The organism is Arthrobacter russicus (assembly GCF_031454135.1).
Taxonomy (GTDB): Bacteria; Actinomycetota; Actinomycetes; order Actinomycetales; family Micrococcaceae; genus Renibacterium; species Renibacterium russicum.
Window position 1 is genome coordinate 1,350,389 of the sequence record NZ_JAVDQF010000001.1, and the last position, 18,900, is coordinate 1,369,288.

The window sequence follows — 18,900 nt, forward strand, 5'->3', positions numbered from 1 at the left end:
GGCCGGCCCGGCGCTCAGGCGGGGTCGGCGATCCCGATGTACTGGGTGTACAGGTATTCTTCGATGCCCTCGAGCCCGCCTTCCCGGCCCAGGCCGGACTGCTTCACTCCGCCGAAAGGCGCAGCCGCGTTCGAGACCACACCGGCGTTCAGCCCGAGCATCCCGGTCTCCAGCTGCTCGCCCATCCGCAACCCCCGGTTGAGGTTCTGCGTGAACACGTAAGCGACCAGACCATATTCGGTGTTGTTGGCCAAGCGCACGGCTTCGGCTTCGTCCCGGAAGGTGACGATGGGCGCGACCGGCCCGAAAATCTCCTCGTTCAGAATGCGCGCATCGGCGGCCACCCCGCTGAGCACGGTGGGCTGGTAGAAGTATCCGGCACCTGAATCCGGCGCACCGCCGGTCAGCACCACGGCACCGCCGGCGAGCGCGTCGCTGACCAGTTCATGGACTTTGTCCCGGCTCTTCTGATCGATCAGCGGACCCACATTGCTGTCCGCCTCGATGCCCGGACCGGTGGTCAGCTCGGCCACCTTGGCGGCGAACTTGCGGCTGAACTCTTCGGCCACCGACTCGTGCACGATGAACCGGTTGGCCGCAGTGCAGGCCTCACCCATGTTGCGCAGTTTGGCGATCATCGCGCCGGCCACCGCAGCGTCCAGGTCGGCGTCCTCGAAGACCACGAAAGGAGCGTTCCCGCCGAGCTCCATCGACGTCCGCAGCACGTTCTCGGACGCGTCCGCCAGCAGCCGCCGGCCGACCTCGGTGGACCCGGTGAAGGAGAGTTTGCGGAGCCTGGAATCCTTGATCAGGCCTCCGGTGGTCTGCCCCGCAGTAGTCGTGGCGATGACATTGAGCACACCCGCGGGCAGCCCGGACTCCTGCATCACCTTGGCGAAAAGCTGCGAGGTCAAGGGGGTCAGGTTGGCCGGTTTGAGCACCATCGTGCAGCCGGCAGCCACGGCCGGGGCGATCTTCCGGGTAGCCATCGCCAAAGGGAAGTTCCAGGGCGTGATCAGCAGGCACGGGCCCACCGCCTTCTTGGTCACGAGCAAACGGGATTTGCCGTCCGGCGCCACCGAGTACCGGCCGAAGGCGCGGACTGCTTCTTCCGAGAACCAGCGCAGGAATTCCGAGCCGTAGGCCACTTCGCCGCGGGCCTCGGCCAGCGGTTTGCCCATTTCGAGCGTCATCAGCAAAGCGAAATCATCGGCCCGCGCGGTGACCGTTTCGAAGGCGCGGCGCAGGATTTCACCGCGCTCCCGGGGCGCCGTCGCAGCCCAGGCAGCTTGCGCGGCGACCGCTGCATCGAGTGCCGCGGCGGCGTCTTCGGCCCCGGCGTCCGCGATGCTCAGCAGCACTTCGCCGGTGGCCGGATTCTCCACCGGGAAGGTTTTGCCGCTCGCTGCGGGACGCCACTCGCCGTCGATGAGCAGGCCGGTCGGTACCTCGGCCAGGAGTTGCGCGATCCGTTCAGCGGAAATTGCCATGGGACATCCTTGTCTGTTTCGACGATCAACCGAAGGGGTTGCTGGTTCAGCTTTCAGGCTATGGCGCGGCCGGAGCACTGTCTATGCATCAAATGCAGCAGCTCCGAGCCAAATAATGTGCAAACGCACAACCGACTCCCCCGCTTACTCGGTGGCTTTTCCGGTCCTGGCCGCCACAACGGCTTCGTAAAGGTCGCGCTTGCCCACCGCAGAGCTTTCCGCCACCGCCGCTACTGCGTCTTTGAGCCGCATCCCCTGCCCGGCCAACTGCTGGACTGCGGCCACCTGGTCTGCCGCCGAACGGACGATCCCGCTGCTGCCGGCCACCACGACCGCGATCTCGCCCCGCACCTCGGAGGCTTCTGCCCAGTCACGGAGCTCGGCGAGCCCGCCACGGAGCACTTCCTCATAGGTCTTGGTCAGCTCGCGGGCGATCGCTGCCCTGCGGTCCGCGCCGAAGACCTCGGCGAGCGCCGCGAGCATCACGGCCAACCGGTGCGGTGCCTCGAAAAACACCAGCGTGCGCGGATCCGAGCTCAATTCGCGCAGCCTCGTGGCACGTTCACCAGCCTTGCGGGGCAGGAATCCTTCGAAGGCGAACCGGTCGGTGGGCAATCCGGACAGCGCCAAGGCGGTCAACACCGCGGAAGGCCCCGGGGCCGCGGTGACCCGCACTCCGGCGGCGATGGCGGCTTCGACCAACCGGTACCCCGGGTCCGAAACCGCGGGCATCCCGGCGTCGGAAACCATCAGGAGGTTGGCGCCGGCTCGGACCGAGGCGATCAACTCGGCGGTCCGCGACGCTTCATTGTGCTCGTGGTAGCTCAGAATCCGACCGGGTACGTGCACCCCCAAGGATCCGGCCAGTTTGAGCAGCCGCCGGGTGTCCTCGGCGGCAATCAGATCAGCGCTGCCCAGCCATTCGAGCAATCTGGCCGAGGCATCGCCGGGATTGCCGATCGGCGTGGCCGCCACGATGATCTGGCCGGCCGAGTCGGCCTCGCGTGAGGAATGCATGGCTCAAGCCTACGTGTCCGGCCCGTTCCCGCCGCTGCCGGCCGGCCCGAACAACGCAACCGGAAGCCTGGCCCACCCCGGGCAATCGCGCATGCTACCGGTGCGCCCCGGTAGCATGGCCTGGTGAGCCAGAAACTCGACGAGCGCGTGCCGCCGCCCCGGCTCGATCCGGGCGGCCAGGCATCCTGGCTGGTCGGCCCGCGGAGCGCCTTCGGCTTCCGGGCGCTGCAACGCCGGTTGCAGGGCCCTCGCTGGCGGTTCCTGGAGACCCCGCTCTCACTGCGCCTGTGGTACTGGTTGGCGCCGGTGCTGACCGCGGTGATCGGCGGGGTGTTGCGATTCGTCCGGCTCGACGAACCGCGCAGCCTGGTTTTCGACGAGACCTACTACGTCAAGGACGCTTATTCGTTCTTGGTCAGCGGATTCGAACGCTCCTGGGACAAGGATCCCAACGCCAAGTTCAACAGCGGCGATTTTTCCGCGCTCCTGGACAGCCCGGAATTCGTGGTCCATCCACCGGTCGGCAAATGGTTGATTGCCGCAGGGATGCAGCTGTTCGGACCGGCCAACACCTTCGGCTGGCGGTTCAGCACCGCCGTCGTGGGCACCTTGTCCGTGCTCATCGTGGCGCTGTTGGCGCAAAAGCTGTTCCGCTCGACCCTGTTGGGCACCGTCGCCGGGCTCCTGATGGCGGTGGACGGGCACGCCATCGTGCAGTCCCGGACCGCGTTGTTGGACAACTTCGTGATGTTCTTCGCCTTGCTGGCGTTCGCCGCGCTGGTGTTGGACCGGGACGACGGCCGACGCCGGTTGGCCCGCCGGCTGGCCCGGAAACTGGCGGACGAACCGGACAAGCCCCGTTCCCGGCACTTGCTGTACGGGCCGTGGCTCGGCATCCGCTGGTGGCGGGTGGCCGCGGGCGTCGCCTTGGGCCTGTGCGCCGGTTCGAAGTGGTCGGGGTTGTTCTTCATCGCGGGATTCGGCCTGCTGACGATCTTCTGGGACATGAGTGCCCGGCGCGCCGCCGGCATCCGGTATTGGTTCACCGGGACGTTGTTGAAGGACTCCCCGGTGGCCTTCCTGAGCATCGTCCCGGTGGCCTTGGCCAGCTATCTGGCCAGCTGGACCGGCTGGTTCCTCTCGAACGACGCCTACAACCGGCAGTGGGCCAGCAGCAATCCGGCGCCGGGCTGGGATTGGCTGCCCGGGCCGTTGCGTTCGCTCTGGAACTACCACCAGTCGATGTACACCTCCGGCCTGTCCATCACCTCGGACCATCCGTACAAGGCGAACGCCTGGTCCTGGTTCGTGATGGGCCGGCCCACCTCCTTCTTCGCGGAGTACCCGGACAACCAATGCGGCGCGGCCAAATGCGCCCAGGTGGTCTCATCGATCGGCAATCCGTTGATTTGGTGGGCCGGATCCGCAGCGCTGGTCTTCCTCCTGGGCTACTGGATCCTGCGCCGGGACTGGCGGGCCGGTGGCATCCTCTGCGGCTGGGCGGTCGGCTATTTGCCGTGGCTGATGTATCCGGAGCGGACGATCTTCTTCTTCTACGCGATCGCCTACGAACCGTACATGATCCTGGCCCTGGTTTTCTGCCTCGGCCTGATTCTGGGCAAACCCGATGCCCCACCCTGGCGCCGGCAACAAGGTATGGTGATCGTCGGCTTCTTCGTGGTGTTGGCGATCTTGGTCAGCGCCTTCTTCCTGCCCCTGTGGACCGCGCAGACCATCAGTTACGACGATTGGCGTTCCCATATGTGGATGCCCAGTTGGATTTGACCCGAACCCGAGCATCGAAGAGGTTGACCTGCGAATGAACGAAGCCAGCACTGAACTCCTGGTGGATCTGCCTGCCGAATCGAACGTGACCGACCTGTTGCTGGAGCGGGTCGCCGCGGATCCGGCTGCGGTCCTCTACGAACGCAAGCCTGCCGGCCATCAGCCGGGCGTGCCTTGGCAGCCGGTCCGAGCAGACGAGTTCCTGAGCCAGGTCCGGGCCTTGGCGAAGGGCTTGATCGCCTCCGGGATCACGCCGGGCGATCGCGTTGCCGTGATGTCCGGCACCCGCTACGAATGGACCGTCCTCGATTTCGCGATCTGGTTCGCCGGCGCGGTCACCGTACCGATCTACGAAACGTCCTCGGCCCGGCAAGTGGAATGGGTCCTGGTCGATTCCGGCGCCCGGTTGGTGGTCGTCGAAGACCTCGCGAAACTCGAGTTGGTCCGCGCGGTGCTGGCCGGGTCCGCGTTGCTGGGCCAAGGCCCGGTCTCGCTCTGGTGCATCGACGACGACGGCGACTCACCGCACTTGGGCGCCCTGGCCGCCGTCGGGCAGGGCGTGGGCGACGCCGAGCTGGAAGCCCAGCGCAGCGCTTCCGGGCTCGGCTCGGTGGCCTCCATGGTCTACACCTCCGGTACCACCGGCTCGCCCAAAGGCTGCCAGATCACGCATGGGAACTTCGCCCTGGTGGCGAAGAACACGGTGCCCTTCCTGCCCGAGCTGTTGGCCACCGGTGCCGCTACCCGGACCTTGATGTTCCTCCCGCTGGCCCACGTGCTCGCCCGGGCCGTCCAAGTGGTCTGCTTGAGCGCCGGAACCACGTTGGGGCACACCAGCAGCGTCAAGGAACTGCTCGGCGATCTGGGCGGATTCCAGCCGTCGTTTTTGCTCTGCGTGCCGCGGATCTACGAAAAAGTACTCGAAGGCGCGGAGTTGAAGGCACAGGAGTCCGGCCGGGGCAGGATCTTCGGGTTCGCCGTGGACACCGCGATCCGCTACTCGAAAGCACTCGACCAGCACACCCGGGGCCAAGGCAACGGGCCGGGCCTCTTGCTGCGCGGTCAGCAGTGGCTGTTCGACAAATTGGTGTACGCGAAGTTGCGCGAGGCCTTCGGCGGCAAAGTCCATTACACGGTCTCCGGTGCCAGCGCACTCGGCTTGCGCCAAGCGCACTTTTTCCGGGGTGCCGGGATCATGGTGCTCGAAGGCTACGGCCTGACCGAAACCACCGCGCCGTGCACCGCGAACACCCCGGAACACACCAGGGTGGGCACCGTGGGGATCCCGTTGCCGGGCACCACGATCCGGATCGCTCCGGACGGCGAAGTCCTGGTCAAAGGAATCGGCGTGTTCGCCGGATACCACGCCAATGAGGCCGCGACCGCGGAAGCTTTTGTGGACGGGTTCTTCCGTACCGGCGACCTGGGACGGCTCGACGACGACGGTTACCTCACGATCACCGGCCGGAAAAAAGACCTGATCGTCACCGCCGGCGGCAAAAACGTCTACCCGGCGCCGCTCGAGGAGGCCTTGCGCGAATCCGGCCTGATCTCCCAAGCCGTGGTGATCGGTGAAGGGCGCCCCTTCGTCGCCGCTTTGCTGACCTTGGACGAGGAAGCCCTGGCCCGCTGGAACACGCAGCACGGCAGTGCGCTGAGCGCGGCACAGGCCGCTGATTCCGCCGAACTCATGGCGGAACTCCAGGGTGCGGTGGACCGCGCGAACCAGGGCGTTTCGCGAGCCGAGTCGATTCGGAAATTCGCGGTGCTGGCTACCGACTTCGCAGTGGAGTCCGGCGAGCTGACCCCCTCGCTGAAGGTCAAACGGGCCACCGTGATCAGCGCGAACGACGAACTGATCGACAGCTTGTACGCGGGCTGAATGCCGCAGCCGGCCTCAGAGTGCCGCGCGGCGCCCCTGCGGGCGGCGGGCGGCAGCAGCCGAACGCTCCCGACGGCGTTTGGTCGGCCAGCTGAAGGCGAAAGTCAGCGCGGCCGCCAGCAGCACCAGGACTGCGATGGTCCCGCCGGCGTCGGTCCAGAATTGCTCCGGGAACAACTTGATCAGCGAATCGGACAACCGGAAGGTCCAGGTCCCGTTGGCGAAGAAAATCTGGTGGAACCCGGTGAAGAACTGTTCCCAGCCCAGGACCGCGAAAACGCCCAGCCCGATGATGATCAACAGCGTCGCGGCGGATCCGGCGAACAACGCCCGGCGGATCCCGCCGACGCTGCGCCGGCCCAGATAGACGATGCCCACGATCATCGCGATCAGCAGCACCAAACCGGCCAGCATCGACATCATGTAGACGCCTTTGACATCGGCCATGTGGCTGACTTCACCGGCTTGGAACAATGGTTGGCCATTGCTGCCGACCAAGTCGCCCAGGAAGCGGGGACCGGTGAAATTGTTCAAATAGTCGACGGCGTAGGAGCCGTAAGTCAAGCGGTCGTCGCTGCTGAAGCCGAAGCTGTCTGCCGGGAAGCCCGGGCGGTAGTACTCGACCCAGAGGAACACCGGCGTCGCGATCGCCCGGATCGCCAGCAGCAGCAGCACGAACGGGAAAAACACCGCGACCAGAACCTGCCAGACTCGGGGCAGCACCGGCTTGGCGTCCGCGGCTTGGGCACGCTCGGCATTGCGCCGCTCGATTTCCGCTTCCGGCGGCCGAATCGCCAGCATGGTGGTCTCGGTGGGGACTTCGGTTTTCAACGCAGCCGGCAAGGTGCTCGGTGCCCGCATCGGTTCCGCATCGCCGCCGGCTGCCGGAAGTTCCACTTTCAACGGCCGCGCCGGCGCAGCAACCTCCGGCTTGCCGGCATCCGGTTCCTTGCCGTCCGGTCGCGCTGCGTCCGGTCGCGCTGCGGCCGGTTGGGTTGCGGGCGCTTGGGTTGCGGCCGGTGGCGTCGGAGTCTTGCCCGCCTCGGCGGACCCGGCAGCCAGCCATTCGAAGGCCGGCGCCTCGTCGGAGCCGGACTGATGATCGGCCAGCGCCTTGGCCAAGTCCGCATCGGCACCGGAAAACTGCTGGTCGTTCCGGCCGGAAACGTCGTTTCGGCCGTCCTCGGACGGGGGGTTCGCTTTTCCACTCACACTGCGAGATTACCGGCGATCGGCTCCAGATCCCGGCTGCCACCCCGGAGCACCGGGATATTGGGCTACCTGGCCGGCAACACCGCACCGGCATCGGATTCGACCAGGTCGCCGCGCTGGCCGGCCCGGAATGCCCGGCGTCCCCAGATCAAGGTGTAGGCCCAGTAGCTGCCGAGCACCACTGCACCGATGCCGATCTTCAGCCAGACCGGCAGATCGGAAGGCGTCACGAAGGCTTCGACCAGACCCGAGACCAGGAGCACCAGGACCAGTCCGAGCGCAACCGTGATGAGCGAACGGCCCTCGCTGGCCAAGGCCGCGAGCCGGCGTTTGGGCCCCGGTGACACCCAGGCCCAGAAAATCCGCAGACCGGCTGCCCCGGCGATGAACACCGCGGTCAGCTCCATCAGCCCGTGCGGCAGGATATAGCTGAAGAAGACGTCTCCGCGGTCATGGCTGAACATCATCCCGCCCATGATGCCCACGTTCTGCGCATTGCTGTAAATCGCAAAGGGCACCCAGATCCCGGTGACCCCGAAGGCCACGCACTGCGCCGCGATCCAGGCGTTGTTGGTCCAGACCTGTCCGGCGAAGGACGCGGCCGGGTTGTCCGAGTAGTAGGCCACGAATCCGCTGTCCGCGATCTGGCGCCACTGTTCGTCATCGCCCATTGCGCGCAGCACTGCCGGATTGCCACCGGCCCAGATGCCGTAAGCCAAAGCGATCGCCAGAAAGGCCGCGGCCACGACCACGGTGAGCCAGCGCAAGCGGTAGAAGGCCGCCGGAAGGCTACTGGTGAAAAAGCCGGCCAGATCTTCGAGCGGGCTCGAACGGGCACCGGTGAACTTGGTCCGGGTCTGCGCCAACACCGTGGACAACGAAGCGGAGAGCGCACCTTCGGGAGCCACGGAGCGGATCAACGACAGGTGCGCGGAGGCCGATTGGTAGAGCCGAAGCAGCTCATCCGCTTCGGCCCCGCTGAGCCGGCGCCGGGCATTGAGCGCCTTGAGCCGTTCCCACTCGTCCCGGTGCACCGCAGTGAAGGCATCCAAATCCACAACCCCAGCCTACTTCCCGCGTCGGTCCGAGAACACCGCCGGGCTGCGGGAAGGCCGACGCTTCACATAGGCTGGTGGCCATGACCTCGATCGTCACGGGTGAAGCAGTCGTCCTGGAACTCAGACCCGCCTCCTTCGCGGCCCGCGGCCTGGGTCTGCTGCTCGATGTGGTGACTTCGCTGTTGCTCTTCCTGGGCACGGTTCTGCTGATCTTCCAGTTGTTCCGGGACTTGGATCCCGCGGCGGTCAGCGCGTTGTTCCTGGGCTTGACGATTTTCTACCTGGTGATCCTGCCGGTGGCGGTGGAAACCCTCACCCGGGGCAAGTCTTTGGGGAAGTACGCCATGGGATTGCGGATCGTGCGCGACGACGGCGGCTCGATCCGGTTCCGGCAAGCCCTGATCCGCGGGGTGTTGGGCTATCTGGAGATATACCTTTCCTTGGGTTCGGTGGCGTTCCTCGCTTCGATGTTCAACGAGCGCTCGAAGCGGCTCGGCGACATGCTCGCCGGCACCTATTCGATGCGCGAGCGGGTACCGGCGACCCCGGTCCTGCGGATCGATGTCCCGGCCCAGCTGGTGCCCTGGGTCCGCTTGGCGGACATCGCCCGGCTTCCGGACGGTTTGGCCCGCCGGATCTCGCAGTTCAATGACCAGTCCGGGAAAATGGCTCCGGCGTCCCGGGCCGGACTCGCCCGCGACTTGGCCGACGAGGCTTCGGATTTCGTCGCTCCGCCGCCGCCGGCCGGGACCCTGCCTCAGGACTTCTTGGCCGCGCTCAGCGCGGAACGGCGGGATCGCGATTTCCGGCGGCTGAGCGCCGAAAAGGCGCGCGCCCAACAACTCGGCGCGCGCCTGAACAAATTGCCGTTCGGATCCTGACCGGATCAGCCCCGTGAAGCGTATTGCGCCCAGGGGATGTTCCAATCCCCGAAGCCGTCGTCGGCCTCGGTCGGGCCGCGCTCGGAGTTGATCACCTGGACCAGGTCTCCGGTGGTCATATTGTCGAAGACCCAATTCGCGTCATCTGGCAGCAAGCCCACGCACCCGTGCGAAACATTGGAATTGCCGACGTTGCCGTAAGCCGCGGGCAACGCTTGGTGCACGTACTCGCCGCCGGTGGTGATCCGGATCGCGTTGGAAACGTTCAGGGTGCCGTAATAGGCGGGGTCCCCGGGCTGCAAGCCGATCGAATCCGCTTTGAAGACGGCTTCCTTCTCCTTTTCCATCATGACCAGGAACCCGGCTGCGGAGGGGAACCGGGTATCGCCCATTGTGACCGGCATGGTCCGGACCAGGACATCGTTCACGTAGAGGTTCGAGACGTGGTTCGCGGCATCGGCCACCAACACCTTTTTGTCCCCGACGTTCATCGTGATGGTCTTGTTGAAGTTGCCGATCATCCCGTTGCCGAAGTCGACCCCCAGCAGTTTCAGGTCCACCGTCACCACGCTCTTGGCGGTCCAGAAATTCTCCGGTCGGTAACGCACGATCTTGTCGCCGAACCAGCGAAAAGCGCCCACCTGTCCGGATGAGCTGGTGATCTTGATCGCGTTTTCCACGGCCGCCTTGTTCAGCACCGGTTCGCTGAAGGTCAATTCCACCGGTTGGCCGGCTCCGACATTGCCGCCGTCGCGCACGTAGCTGGTGGCATCGGCTTCGTTGGCGGCCGGCACGGTGCTGAAGGTCTGGGTCTTGGTGCTTTCCCGGTTCGCGCCGTCCAGCACGGTCAAGGTGTAGGTGTAACTGGTGTCGAAGGCCAATGGGCCGGCTGCAGTCCACGACGTGCCGTCGGCGCTGAGCGAACCGGCGGCCGCTGCGCCGGTCTTGTTGTCCACCAGCGAAACCGCCTTGAGCTTTCCGTTGACGGCTTTCACCGCAGCCGGAGCCACCGGGTTGACTTGCACTGCGCCGTCGACCGGGCTCACGCCCAGTTCCACCGGTTTGGCCGCGACCGCAGCACTGCTGCCCGTCCCGCCGTCCGGCACCGCATCGACCTTCGCCTGGGCCCAGGGCACCACCGCGACCGCACCGATGCCTCCGGCCCCGACCACCGCGCAGAGCGCCACGATGAGCCCGATCTTCCACGCCTTGCGCCGAGGTTTGCCCGGCTCAGTGGTTGCTGCGTATCCGGCGTCTTCGTGTTGGTAATCCGACATTCCCGCTCCCAGGACTTTCCCCGCCAATATCCGACCGAATCGCGCCCCGGCTGCAGCGCAGCGGAACACGATAGGAAATTATTTTATCCCCGGGAAAGCGCAACTCGCCGGAGGCTGCAGTCTCAGTCGCGCAACGAATTTCCGGGGTCCAGCCGTAGCCGGTGCGCCGCACTCCGCCGGAGCCGCGAATCAGTAGCGGTAATGTTCAGCCTTGTACGGTCCGGCAACATCAACGTCCAAGTACTCGGCCTGGTCCTTGCTCAGTTCGGTCAGTTCCACGTCCAAGGCCGCCAAATGCAATCTGGCCACCTTCTCGTCCAAGATCTTGGGCAGCACATAGACCTGGTTCTGGTACTCGCCGGTGCCGTGCTTGGTGAACAGTTCGATCTGCGCGATCGTCTGGTTGGCGAAGGAATTGCTCATCACGAACGAAGGATGGCCGGTTGCATTGCCCAGGTTGAGCAATCGCCCCTCGGAAAGCACGATGATCGAACGCTCGGCGTCGCTGCCCTGCTCGAAGACCCACTCGTGCACCTGCGGTTTGATCTCGGTCTTCACCACGCCCGGCACCCGGCTCAACCCGGCCATGTCGATCTCATTGTCGAAGTGCCCGATATTGCCGACAATCGCCTTGTCCCGCATGCCCAGCATATGCTCCGCCATGATGACGTCCTTGTTGCCGGTCGTGGTGATGAACAGATGGCCTTCACCGAGCACGGAATCCAGTTTCGCCACCTGGTAACCGTCCATTGCTGCCTGCAGGGCGCAGATCGGATCGATTTCGGTGACGATGACCCGGGCGCCCTGGCCGCGCAGCGCTTCCGCGGCGCCCTTGCCGACGTCGCCGTAACCGCAGACGACCGCGACCTTGCCGCCGATCAGCACATCGGTCGCCCGGTTGATGCCGTCCGGCAACGAATGCCGGATCCCGTACTTGTTGTCGAACTTGCTCTTGGTGACCGAATCGTTGACGTTGATCGCCGGGAACAGCAGCTTGCCTTGTTCCGCCAATTGGTAAAGCCGGTGCACGCCAGTGGTGGTTTCTTCGGTCACGCCTTGGATCCGTTCGGCGATCCTGGTCCATTTCCGACCGTCCTGGGCCTGTGCGGCACGCAGCCGGTCCAGCACGATCACCCATTCCTCGCTGTCCGTCCCGGCGGCCGAAGGCACTCCCCCGGCGGCCTCGTACTCGACGCCCTTGTGCAGCAGCATGGTGGCGTCGCCGCCGTCATCCAGGATCAGGTTGGGGCCCAACTCGGGATCCTGCTCGGCGCCCGGCCAGCTGAGGATTTGTTCGGCGGTCCACCAGTAGTCTTCCAGCGACTCGCCTTTCCAGGCGAACACCGGCACTCCGGCCGGCTGCGCCACACTGCCGGTGCCTACGACGACCGCGGCCGCCGCTTCATCCTGGGTGGAGAAGATGTTGCAGGACGCCCAGCGCACCTCGGCGCCCAGCGCGACCAGAGTCTCGATCAATACCGCGGTCTGCACGGTCATGTGCAGGGATCCGGCGATCCGGGCGCCCTTGAGCGGCTGCTCCGCACCGAATTCGGCGCGCAGCGACATCAGCCCGGGCATCTCGTGCTCGGCCAACCTGATTTGGTGGCGGCCCGCTTCGGCCAGCGAAATATCGGCGATCTTGTAGTCGAAAGACATGCTTTTCCTCAGGCTCAGCGGTGGCTTTCCCGATCGGCCGGAGCCGCCTCGGGAGCCCCGCGGTCAGTTTGCGCGGATTGCGCCGGCAGGAGGATTGCGATCCCGTCCTGCACCGGGTAATGCAATTGCTGCCCGTCCGGGCCGGCGGCTTCGCTGATCAGTTCCTGCTCGCCGAGCCGCAGCCGTGAGCCGGTCACCGGACAACGGAGAATATTCAGCAGATCCTTCTGCAGGTAGGACATCGGGCTCCTCAACACGGCACTCTGGCTTCTGCAGGACAGCCTACTGCGCGCGCCTGTGACCAAGCACATCGGCTCAGTCGCGGAGGATCCGCAAATGGCCCCGCCGTGCCCCGGTCGGTTCGGATCCCGGTTCCGCCGGCGGCGGCTCGAGCGGAGCCCGGCTGGCCCGCTGCACGATGGGCCCGGAAGCTGTGGTTTCGGCGGTGTTCGCGGCTTCCCTGACCGCATCGGCCAGGGCCAGCAGATCATCGGGATTCGGCGGCGGCGGTCCTTCCGGCATCGCCAGGCGCAGCACTTCCCAGCCGCGCGGGACGGTCAACCGGCCGGCATGCAGGGTACACAAATCGTAACTGTGCGGCTCGGCATAAGTCGCCAGCGGCCCCAGCACCGCAGTGGAATCGGCGTAGACGTACGTCAAAGTCGCGACCGCCGATTCTTGGCAGCCGGATCGTGAACACTGACGCATCTTTCCCACGAACAAGTAGCCTACCGTCCGATCCGCCCCGAAAGCGCACCCGGAGCGGGAATGTCGCCGAGATGGCACCCGAAGGACTAGCATCGGACTATGCAGCAAGGATGGCGGTTCGAGCTTTCCGAAGGTTCAATGACGTCGACCCGGGGCCGGAGCTTCGGCCGACGCCGACGGGACCGGCGCGGCCGCGGACTGCGCGGCCGGATCATGGTGCCGCCGCTGCCCGGAGCCCGTACCCGCGCCGAGCATTTCGACGATTTGGTCGTCGAATCGGCGGACCGGCTGCAGGACATCTGGGGCGGCTCGCTGGACCGGGTGCAATTCGCCGTCGATGAGATCCCGGGTGCCCTCGAGGAACTGGTGGCCCTGGGCCAGCCTGCCCCGATGGCCTCGTTGCGGCCGGCCGAAGCGAACGGTCCGGCAACCATCACGGTTTACCGCCGACCGATCGCGCAGATCACCGACAGCGACGAAGAGATGCGCGAGGTGGTCCATGATTCGGTGGTCGAGCAAGTGGCGGTGCTGCTGAATCTCACCCCGGAATCGGTCGACCCGACCTACGGACGGACCCGCCGGTTCTGAACCACCGGATCTGCCCGTTTTTCAGTAACCGAGCGCGATTTTGAGACTCTGCGGTCCGGGTGCGGTGCGCGGCAACGACAGCACCGACAATCCGACGCCGTCCGGCTGGGTCAGCAGCTGAGCACCGTAAACCGCATCGCCGCTGGCGGAGACCAGGAACCCGCTGACCGGACCGCCGGCAAGCTGCTGCGGATCGATGAGCACGGTGGTCCCGCCGGAAACGTCCAGACTCTTCGCCGGTTGGTACGCGCCATCGGTGCCGATCGGGGTCAGCGATAGTTGGCCCTTCCCACTGGGCGCGCTGAAACTCAACGCACTGGCCGCACCGGCCGGAAGCACCAGCAATTGGCTGTCCGAAATCTTCAGCGAGGCGCCCGCCATGGCGAAATCCACCGGATCGCCGGCCTTCGTGGCGCGCACGCTGCGCACCGCTGCAGTCACCGCGCTCGGCGCAGAAATCTGCACCGTGTAGCTTCCCGCCGGCAAGCCGGACAAGGGCAGCTCGGTAACCGAACCAGCTTTGGCCGTGAACACCCCGCCATTGGGCAAACTCGCCGGACCGCCCTGGCCGAATACCTGCACCTGGACGATCGCGTCCGAGGCACCGGGCACCGCGACCTGGAGCGCGGTCTGCGCATCCGAGTAGCCGGACTGGCCGGAAATTTCGCCGGCCAGGGCCGGATCCAAGGTCTGGATGCCGGTGATCACCTGCGCTTGGTCCGGCGCCGCCACCGGAGTCAGGAATTCGACGCCGCCGGGGACCAGGCCACGCAGCGCGGATTGCTGAATCACCGCGGAAATCGCTCCGCCATTCGAGCGGGCCCGCACCGCGAGGTTCTTCTGCCCGGGCGCCAGGCCGGCCAGAACCACCGAGCGTTCGGTACCCGGCGGGATCAAGATGCCGCGTGCGCCCGCGCTCTGGATCTGACCGCTGCCGCCGTACAAATCCAGGTTCACGGTCGCCGCAGTCGCCGAAGAGTTGCCCAAGGTCAAGATCGCGGTGCGTCCGACTTCGGTGCTCGCGCCGACCAGCCAGACATCGTTCGACGGGCTCTGGCAGGAAGCGGCGGCTAGCCCGCGCAGGTCGCCGTCGGTCGCCGAGTAGCTCTGCACCGCTGCGGCGTTGGTATGCTGCCCGGCCACCGGATCGGCGCGCAGCACCGATGCACCGCCGACCGCCTGGCCGGCCAGCACCCCGGATTTGCCCGGACTCGGCGGCGCACCGGGCGCCGGCGTCGGGACGGAGTCGGGTTGTTGCGAAATCCGGGCCAACGGTGCGGCCCCCGGATCGGCGCTCAATGGCGCCAAAAAGCTGGTAGGCAGAACTGCCTGCTGGTTCCCGGTGGCGATGCCGGTGACCTGGGTCCTCGCGCTCGTCGACGCCGGGGAGAACTGCGGATCGGTCCCCGCGGCTGCGCTCTGCAGCAATTGCGCCGGGCCAGGGCAATTCGCCACGGTCTGCCCGGCCGGCAGCTTCGCGTTCTGCGGTTCGATCCGGGCGGTGGCCGGCTGGCCCGGGAAAACCGTGCCCGCCGCGACCACGGCTGCGGCCAGCACCGCGATGCCCAGTCCCGAGGCGATGCCCGCCGCGACGCGCAGCGCCGATCTCGGTGCTGCGGCCCGCTCGGCCCGTCGGCTCGACGCCGGCTTGCCGGCGGCCGGACGCTTCGGTTTGGCTGGCTTGGCCGTCTTGGCTGGCTTGGCTGACGTCACCGGGGTTTCGGCCGCCGCCGTTGCCTCGGGCTGCTCCGCCGCAATTTTCGCTGCCGCCCCGGGTTCGGCCGGCAGTTCTGCAGCGGCCGGCGGCGGTGCCGCAGCGGCGTCGGGCTCCGGGCCGGTAGCCGGGGTTCCCGGCTCGCCCTCAGGAACCTCGGCCCCGGATTTCGACTGCTCAGGCTCGTTCATCATGATCCCCCTGGAAGGTGCGCTCGGCACCGGGCTTTGCCGCTACGGCCGCGTCCGCAATCTGCGATTCAGACGTCTCGGCGTTTCGGATTCCGGCAGTACTGGTCGGCGCAGCCCCGGGCGGGCCGGCAACCGGCAGACCGGCTCCGCTGCGGCGCGCGTTGGCCGCGGCCAACGCCGTGGAACGGGAGAGCCGCGAGCGTCCTCCGGGCAGCGGAATCGCCAGCAAGGCGGTCAGCGCGAGCAAGACGATCTGCACCGTGGCCCACCAAGCCGCCCAAGGTTGCACATAACGGATTTCCAAGCGGCCGCCTTCCGGCGGCAGGGCGAACGCCTGGGCCCAGCTTCCGGATCCTTGCGGAGCCGGCGCGGTCTGCAGCTTCCGGCCGTCCAACCAGGCGCTCCAACCCGCATCGGCGCGCTCCGCCATGATCAGCAGACGGCCCTGCGGCCCGGCTCCGATGCTGGTATCCGTCCCGGCTGGTTCCGAGGCCACGAAGCCCAGCGTGGTGCCCTTGCCGTCGTCGATCCGGATTCGGGCGATGGTCTCCGTCGCGGCAGCGGCACCGGAAACCTGCGGGGTGACCCGCCACAACCAACCCTGCTCAGTCGGACCCACTGCGGCCAGCCCCGGAACGGCGTCGATCTGGCTCGCCAACAACTCGGCCTGGGTGTCGCTTTTGTGCAACACGATGAAGCCGACGCCGAGGTTGGTCAGCATGCTCCCGGGGTCGACTCCGGTACCGGCCACGATCGCGGCTACCGCATTGCGCACCGTGGCGTTGATCGGATCGTCGTCCGCGATTTTCTCCGCGCCGGGCAGCCCGCTGATCCCCTGCGCCGCGGCAATCGCGGACAACGAGTCGAGCGAGGTCCCGGCACCACGCACCAGCGCCGCATCGACGGAGCCGTCCGGCTTGGTGTCGATGACCAGCGTCCGGCTGCGGTCCGAACCCAGACCGCGGTCCGTGGCAGTAGCCGGCAAGGTCCGGACCGTGCTGCTCCTGACGTCGGTGCCGGTGGTCAAATTCTGCGAGGTCCACAGGCCCAGCGAGACGATCGGCGCGATCGCCAGGAGCAGGCTGAGCACGCTGGCGGCAACCTGCGGCAGGCTCCGGCCTTGCACTGCGCTGCCGTCTTCTTTGCCGTGCCAGCGCTGCACCGCGTCCAAAGCGATCACTGCCGAACCCAGCAGCGCGAAAACGAAGACCGAGACCGCAGGTCCGCTGAACGGGGTGACCAGGGCGGCAGCACTGGTGGCGGTCCCGATCTGGCCGACCAGGTAGCCGAGCAACAAGGCGAGCACGCCGACCATCCAGAACACCCGCACCGTGCGGCTGCGCCGATTCGGCCAGAGCAAACCGGCGAGTGCGAGGAGCAGCAGCGGAGCCCCGACGAGCAGCGCCACCAGCCAGGCCCAGGGCAGCCCGGTGCCGAGCCAAGCGGCACCCGGAACCGCGGTCTCCGAGCCGATCAGGATCGGTTGGCCCAAAGCCTGCTGCCAGCTGGGCGCATTGTTGAAGGCCAGTGGCACCCCGGGGTCGGCCAGGATCGCTCGCGGCCGGTCCAAGGTGGAAATGATGAATGGCACGAAAAGCGCGGCGGTAGGCAGCAGGGTCCACCAGAGCGTACGCGCCCGGCGTCCGCCGAAGACCATCAGCGCAAGCACCAGCAGCAGCGCCAGCGGCAGCAGACTGGGTGCGCTGGCAGTCAAGATCGCCAAGCCCAGGCCCGAGGCGGCAGCCGCAGTCCAGGAAATCCGCCCGGCGCTGCCCGGCTTGCCGGTCGGCAATGCCGCGGTGAGTGCCGGGTCGCTGCCCCGGCGCGACTGGGCCGCACCCATCGAACGGATGAAACCCAGGAACACCCAGGGAATGAGCAGGTGCGCGATCATCGCGCCGAGCCGGCCCTGGCCCAAGCTCAGCAGGAAAACCGGTGCCGCGGCCCAAACCAGTGCGGCCAGCAACCGCGGCCACCGGCTCCGGACCAGCGCCCCGGTGCAGAACCAGGCGCCCAAGCCGGCCAGCGGCAGGGCCAGCAGCACCAGCCACACCACGGCCGCCGAGCCATTGCCCAAGCCCAGCACGGCGAGCAGCCAGAGCACCAGGTCGAAGGGATCGCCGTGCCCCGGCCAGCCGCCGCCCAGACCGATCCACCAGCTGACCGCATTGTGCCAAATGTCCTGGATCGTGGTCGACAGCGGCAGCAGCCCGCCGCCGCTGAGCGCCTCGGCGCCGATCAATCGGGACATCGAAACCAGCGAAACCGCGCCGAGCAGCACCACCGCCACCACGGCTCCGGTGCCGATCCACAACCGGCGCGAGGTGCTGATCGCGGCGAAATCGTCGTCGGCGTCCCCGCTGGGCACATATTCGCCGCCCGCGTCGACCAAGTCGTCATCCGGGATTTCACCGGCACCGGTCAAGGCTTCGAGCAGCGCGCGCCGGTAACTGCGCACGTCCCGCCCGTCGACCTGCAGTTTCTGGATCACCGATCGGGATACCCGACGGGTCCGGTTTGCGGAACGCCGCGAGCGGATGATCGCTCCGGGCCGGGCGAGCGCGCCCAGGCTGGCTACGAATTGCCGACCGCCGTGCCCCGGGTCCTTGAACAGCAATCCCGCGAAAAGGCGGTAGAACCCGCCGAGCAAGGCCCCGATCCAGAGCAGCGGGACCTTCCACCAGACGGCGTGCTTGAGCCGCAGGTGGATTTCGGCCTTTCGCGCCGCGCTGTCCGTGCCCAGGCCGTCCGGACGGTCCCGGACGTGCCCGACCACAGCGCTGGGCACCACCACGACCCGGTGCCCGGCAAGCCGGTTGCGCCAGCAGAGATCCACATCGTCGCCGGTGCCGGGGAACGCCGGGTCGAAACCGCCGAGCGCATTCCAGACGTCGCGCCGAACCAGCATTCCTGCGGAATTGACCGCGAAGACATCGCTTTTGGCGTCGTATTGGCCCTGGTCCTGCTCGTCCAAGTCGATCATGGTGAGCCGTTCGCCCCACCGGCTGGTGCTCAATCCGACGTCGACCAGGCTCCGGCGGTCGTTCCAATCGACCTGTTTGCAGCCGGCGATGGTCACCGACGGTGCGCGCTCGACGGCGTGCAGCAACTCGGCGAGTGCTGTCGGTTCCGGAGCCGAATCGTCATGCAGGAACCAGAGGAATTCGGTTTCGGTGCTGGTGTCCTCGGTGCTGTCCCGCGCAGTGGCTCCGGCGAGTGCCGCCCGGACCGCGGCGCCGAAGCCGCCCCGGGCTTCGATCCGCAGCACATTCTGCGCGCCGAGCGAGCCGCTCAGCAGCGCCAGGGAATTGTCCCCGGAATCGGTGTCGACGCCGATGACCCGGTCAGGCATCCTGGTCTGCGCCTGGATTGCGGCAAGAGTCCTGGGTAAATACGTCGAGCCGTCGTGGCTGACCACGACGGCTGTGACGCGCATAGCTT

At 67.0% G+C, this 18,900-nt stretch carries 14 protein-coding genes; 4 read left to right on the forward strand and 10 right to left on the reverse strand.

What is annotated here, in order from left to right; translation table 11 throughout:
* Positions 1–14 precede the first annotated feature (14 nt).
* Together JOE69_RS06345 and rsmI are read right to left on the reverse strand one after the other, a co-directional pair.
* Positions 15–1,490, reverse strand: a complete 1,476-nt coding sequence (locus tag JOE69_RS06345) for an NAD-dependent succinate-semialdehyde dehydrogenase (RefSeq protein ID WP_309797045.1) — start codon at positions 1,488–1,490, stop codon at positions 15–17.
* A 144-nt stretch (positions 1,491–1,634) separates the two neighbouring features.
* The gene (gene rsmI / locus JOE69_RS06350) at positions 1,635–2,507 is read right to left on the reverse strand and encodes a 16S rRNA (cytidine(1402)-2'-O)-methyltransferase (protein WP_296363921.1); all 873 of its coding nucleotides are present in this window, start codon (positions 2,505–2,507) and stop codon (positions 1,635–1,637) included.
* A gap of 123 nt (positions 2,508–2,630) precedes the next feature.
* Here rsmI and JOE69_RS06355 point away from each other — a divergent pair, with 123 nt between their 5' ends.
* Positions 2,631–4,292: a dolichyl-phosphate-mannose--protein mannosyltransferase gene (locus JOE69_RS06355; RefSeq protein ID WP_309797047.1), complete on the forward strand. Its 1,662-nt coding sequence runs from the start codon at positions 2,631–2,633 to the stop codon at positions 4,290–4,292.
* Positions 4,293–4,326: 34 nt separating this feature from the next.
* A complete protein-coding gene (locus JOE69_RS06360; protein ID WP_309797049.1) occupies positions 4,327–6,174 on the forward strand; it encodes an AMP-dependent synthetase/ligase in 1,848 nt (615 codons plus the stop codon).
* A gap of 15 nt (positions 6,175–6,189) precedes the next feature.
* Here the strand turns inward: JOE69_RS06360 and JOE69_RS06365 are convergent, their stop codons facing one another.
* Positions 6,190–7,386, reverse strand: coding sequence for a TIGR01906 family membrane protein (locus tag JOE69_RS06365; protein WP_309797050.1), 1,197 nt, complete (start codon positions 7,384–7,386; stop codon positions 6,190–6,192).
* A gap of 65 nt (positions 7,387–7,451) precedes the next feature.
* Positions 7,452–8,444 carry a stage II sporulation protein M gene (locus JOE69_RS06370; protein ID WP_309797052.1) on the reverse strand — a complete coding sequence of 331 codons (993 nt, stop codon included), beginning with the start codon at positions 8,442–8,444 and terminating at the stop codon, positions 7,452–7,454.
* 80 nt (positions 8,445–8,524) lie between these two features.
* Between JOE69_RS06370 and JOE69_RS06375 the strand changes: the two genes are divergently transcribed.
* The gene (locus tag JOE69_RS06375) at positions 8,525–9,325 is read left to right on the forward strand and encodes an RDD family protein (protein ID WP_309797054.1); all 801 of its coding nucleotides are present in this window, start codon (positions 8,525–8,527) and stop codon (positions 9,323–9,325) included.
* 5 nt (positions 9,326–9,330) lie between these two features.
* Here JOE69_RS06375 and JOE69_RS06380 read toward each other — a convergent pair whose 3' ends face one another.
* The 4 genes from JOE69_RS06380 to JOE69_RS06395 form a co-directional block, all read right to left on the reverse strand.
* Entirely contained in the window at positions 9,331–10,602 is a 1,272-nt protein-coding gene (locus tag JOE69_RS06380; RefSeq protein ID WP_296363916.1) for a L,D-transpeptidase, read from the reverse strand.
* Positions 10,603–10,791: 189 nt separating this feature from the next.
* Positions 10,792–12,258, reverse strand: a complete 1,467-nt coding sequence (gene ahcY / locus JOE69_RS06385) for an adenosylhomocysteinase (protein ID WP_309797056.1) — start codon at positions 12,256–12,258, stop codon at positions 10,792–10,794.
* Positions 12,259–12,272: 14 nt separating this feature from the next.
* Positions 12,273–12,500 carry a Trm112 family protein gene (locus JOE69_RS06390; protein WP_296363914.1) on the reverse strand — a complete coding sequence of 76 codons (228 nt, stop codon included), beginning with the start codon at positions 12,498–12,500 and terminating at the stop codon, positions 12,273–12,275.
* A 73-nt stretch (positions 12,501–12,573) separates the two neighbouring features.
* The gene (locus JOE69_RS06395; RefSeq protein ID WP_309797059.1) at positions 12,574–12,975 is read right to left on the reverse strand and encodes a DUF3499 domain-containing protein; all 402 of its coding nucleotides are present in this window, start codon (positions 12,973–12,975) and stop codon (positions 12,574–12,576) included.
* 90 nt (positions 12,976–13,065) lie between these two features.
* Between JOE69_RS06395 and JOE69_RS06400 the strand changes: the two genes are divergently transcribed.
* A complete protein-coding gene (locus JOE69_RS06400) occupies positions 13,066–13,554 on the forward strand; it encodes a metallopeptidase family protein (RefSeq protein WP_309797061.1) in 489 nt (162 codons plus the stop codon).
* A 21-nt stretch (positions 13,555–13,575) separates the two neighbouring features.
* Here the strand turns inward: JOE69_RS06400 and JOE69_RS06405 are convergent, their stop codons facing one another.
* Both JOE69_RS06405 and JOE69_RS06410 read right to left on the reverse strand, forming a co-directional pair.
* The gene (locus JOE69_RS06405; protein ID WP_309797064.1) at positions 13,576–15,459 is read right to left on the reverse strand and encodes a DUF5719 family protein; all 1,884 of its coding nucleotides are present in this window, start codon (positions 15,457–15,459) and stop codon (positions 13,576–13,578) included.
* Positions 15,446–18,895: a glycosyltransferase family 2 protein gene (locus tag JOE69_RS06410; protein WP_309797066.1), complete on the reverse strand. Its 3,450-nt coding sequence runs from the start codon at positions 18,893–18,895 to the stop codon at positions 15,446–15,448. Before JOE69_RS06410 ends, JOE69_RS06405 begins: the two co-directional genes overlap by 14 nt.
* Positions 18,896–18,900: the final 5 nt, after the last annotated feature.

Coding starts and splice junctions, on each gene's coding strand:
- JOE69_RS06375 (WP_309797054.1), top strand. CDS start 8,525: ATGACCTCGATCGTCACGGGTGAAGCAGTCGTCCTGGAACTCAGACCC.
- JOE69_RS06345 (WP_309797045.1), bottom strand. CDS start 1,490: ATGGCAATTTCCGCTGAACGGATCGCGCAACTCCTGGCCGAGGTACCG.
- rsmI (WP_296363921.1), bottom strand. CDS start 2,507: ATGCATTCCTCACGCGAGGCCGACTCGGCCGGCCAGATCATCGTGGCG.
- JOE69_RS06390 (WP_296363914.1), bottom strand. CDS start 12,500: ATGTCCTACCTGCAGAAGGATCTGCTGAATATTCTCCGTTGTCCGGTG.
- ahcY (WP_309797056.1), bottom strand. CDS start 12,258: ATGTCTTTCGACTACAAGATCGCCGATATTTCGCTGGCCGAAGCGGGC.
- JOE69_RS06380 (WP_296363916.1), bottom strand. CDS start 10,602: ATGTCGGATTACCAACACGAAGACGCCGGATACGCAGCAACCACTGAG.
- JOE69_RS06360 (WP_309797049.1), top strand. CDS start 4,327: ATGAACGAAGCCAGCACTGAACTCCTGGTGGATCTGCCTGCCGAATCG.
- JOE69_RS06405 (WP_309797064.1), bottom strand. CDS start 15,459: ATGAACGAGCCTGAGCAGTCGAAATCCGGGGCCGAGGTTCCTGAGGGC.
- JOE69_RS06400 (WP_309797061.1), top strand. CDS start 13,066: ATGCAGCAAGGATGGCGGTTCGAGCTTTCCGAAGGTTCAATGACGTCG.
- JOE69_RS06410 (WP_309797066.1), bottom strand. CDS start 18,895: ATGCGCGTCACAGCCGTCGTGGTCAGCCACGACGGCTCGACGTATTTA.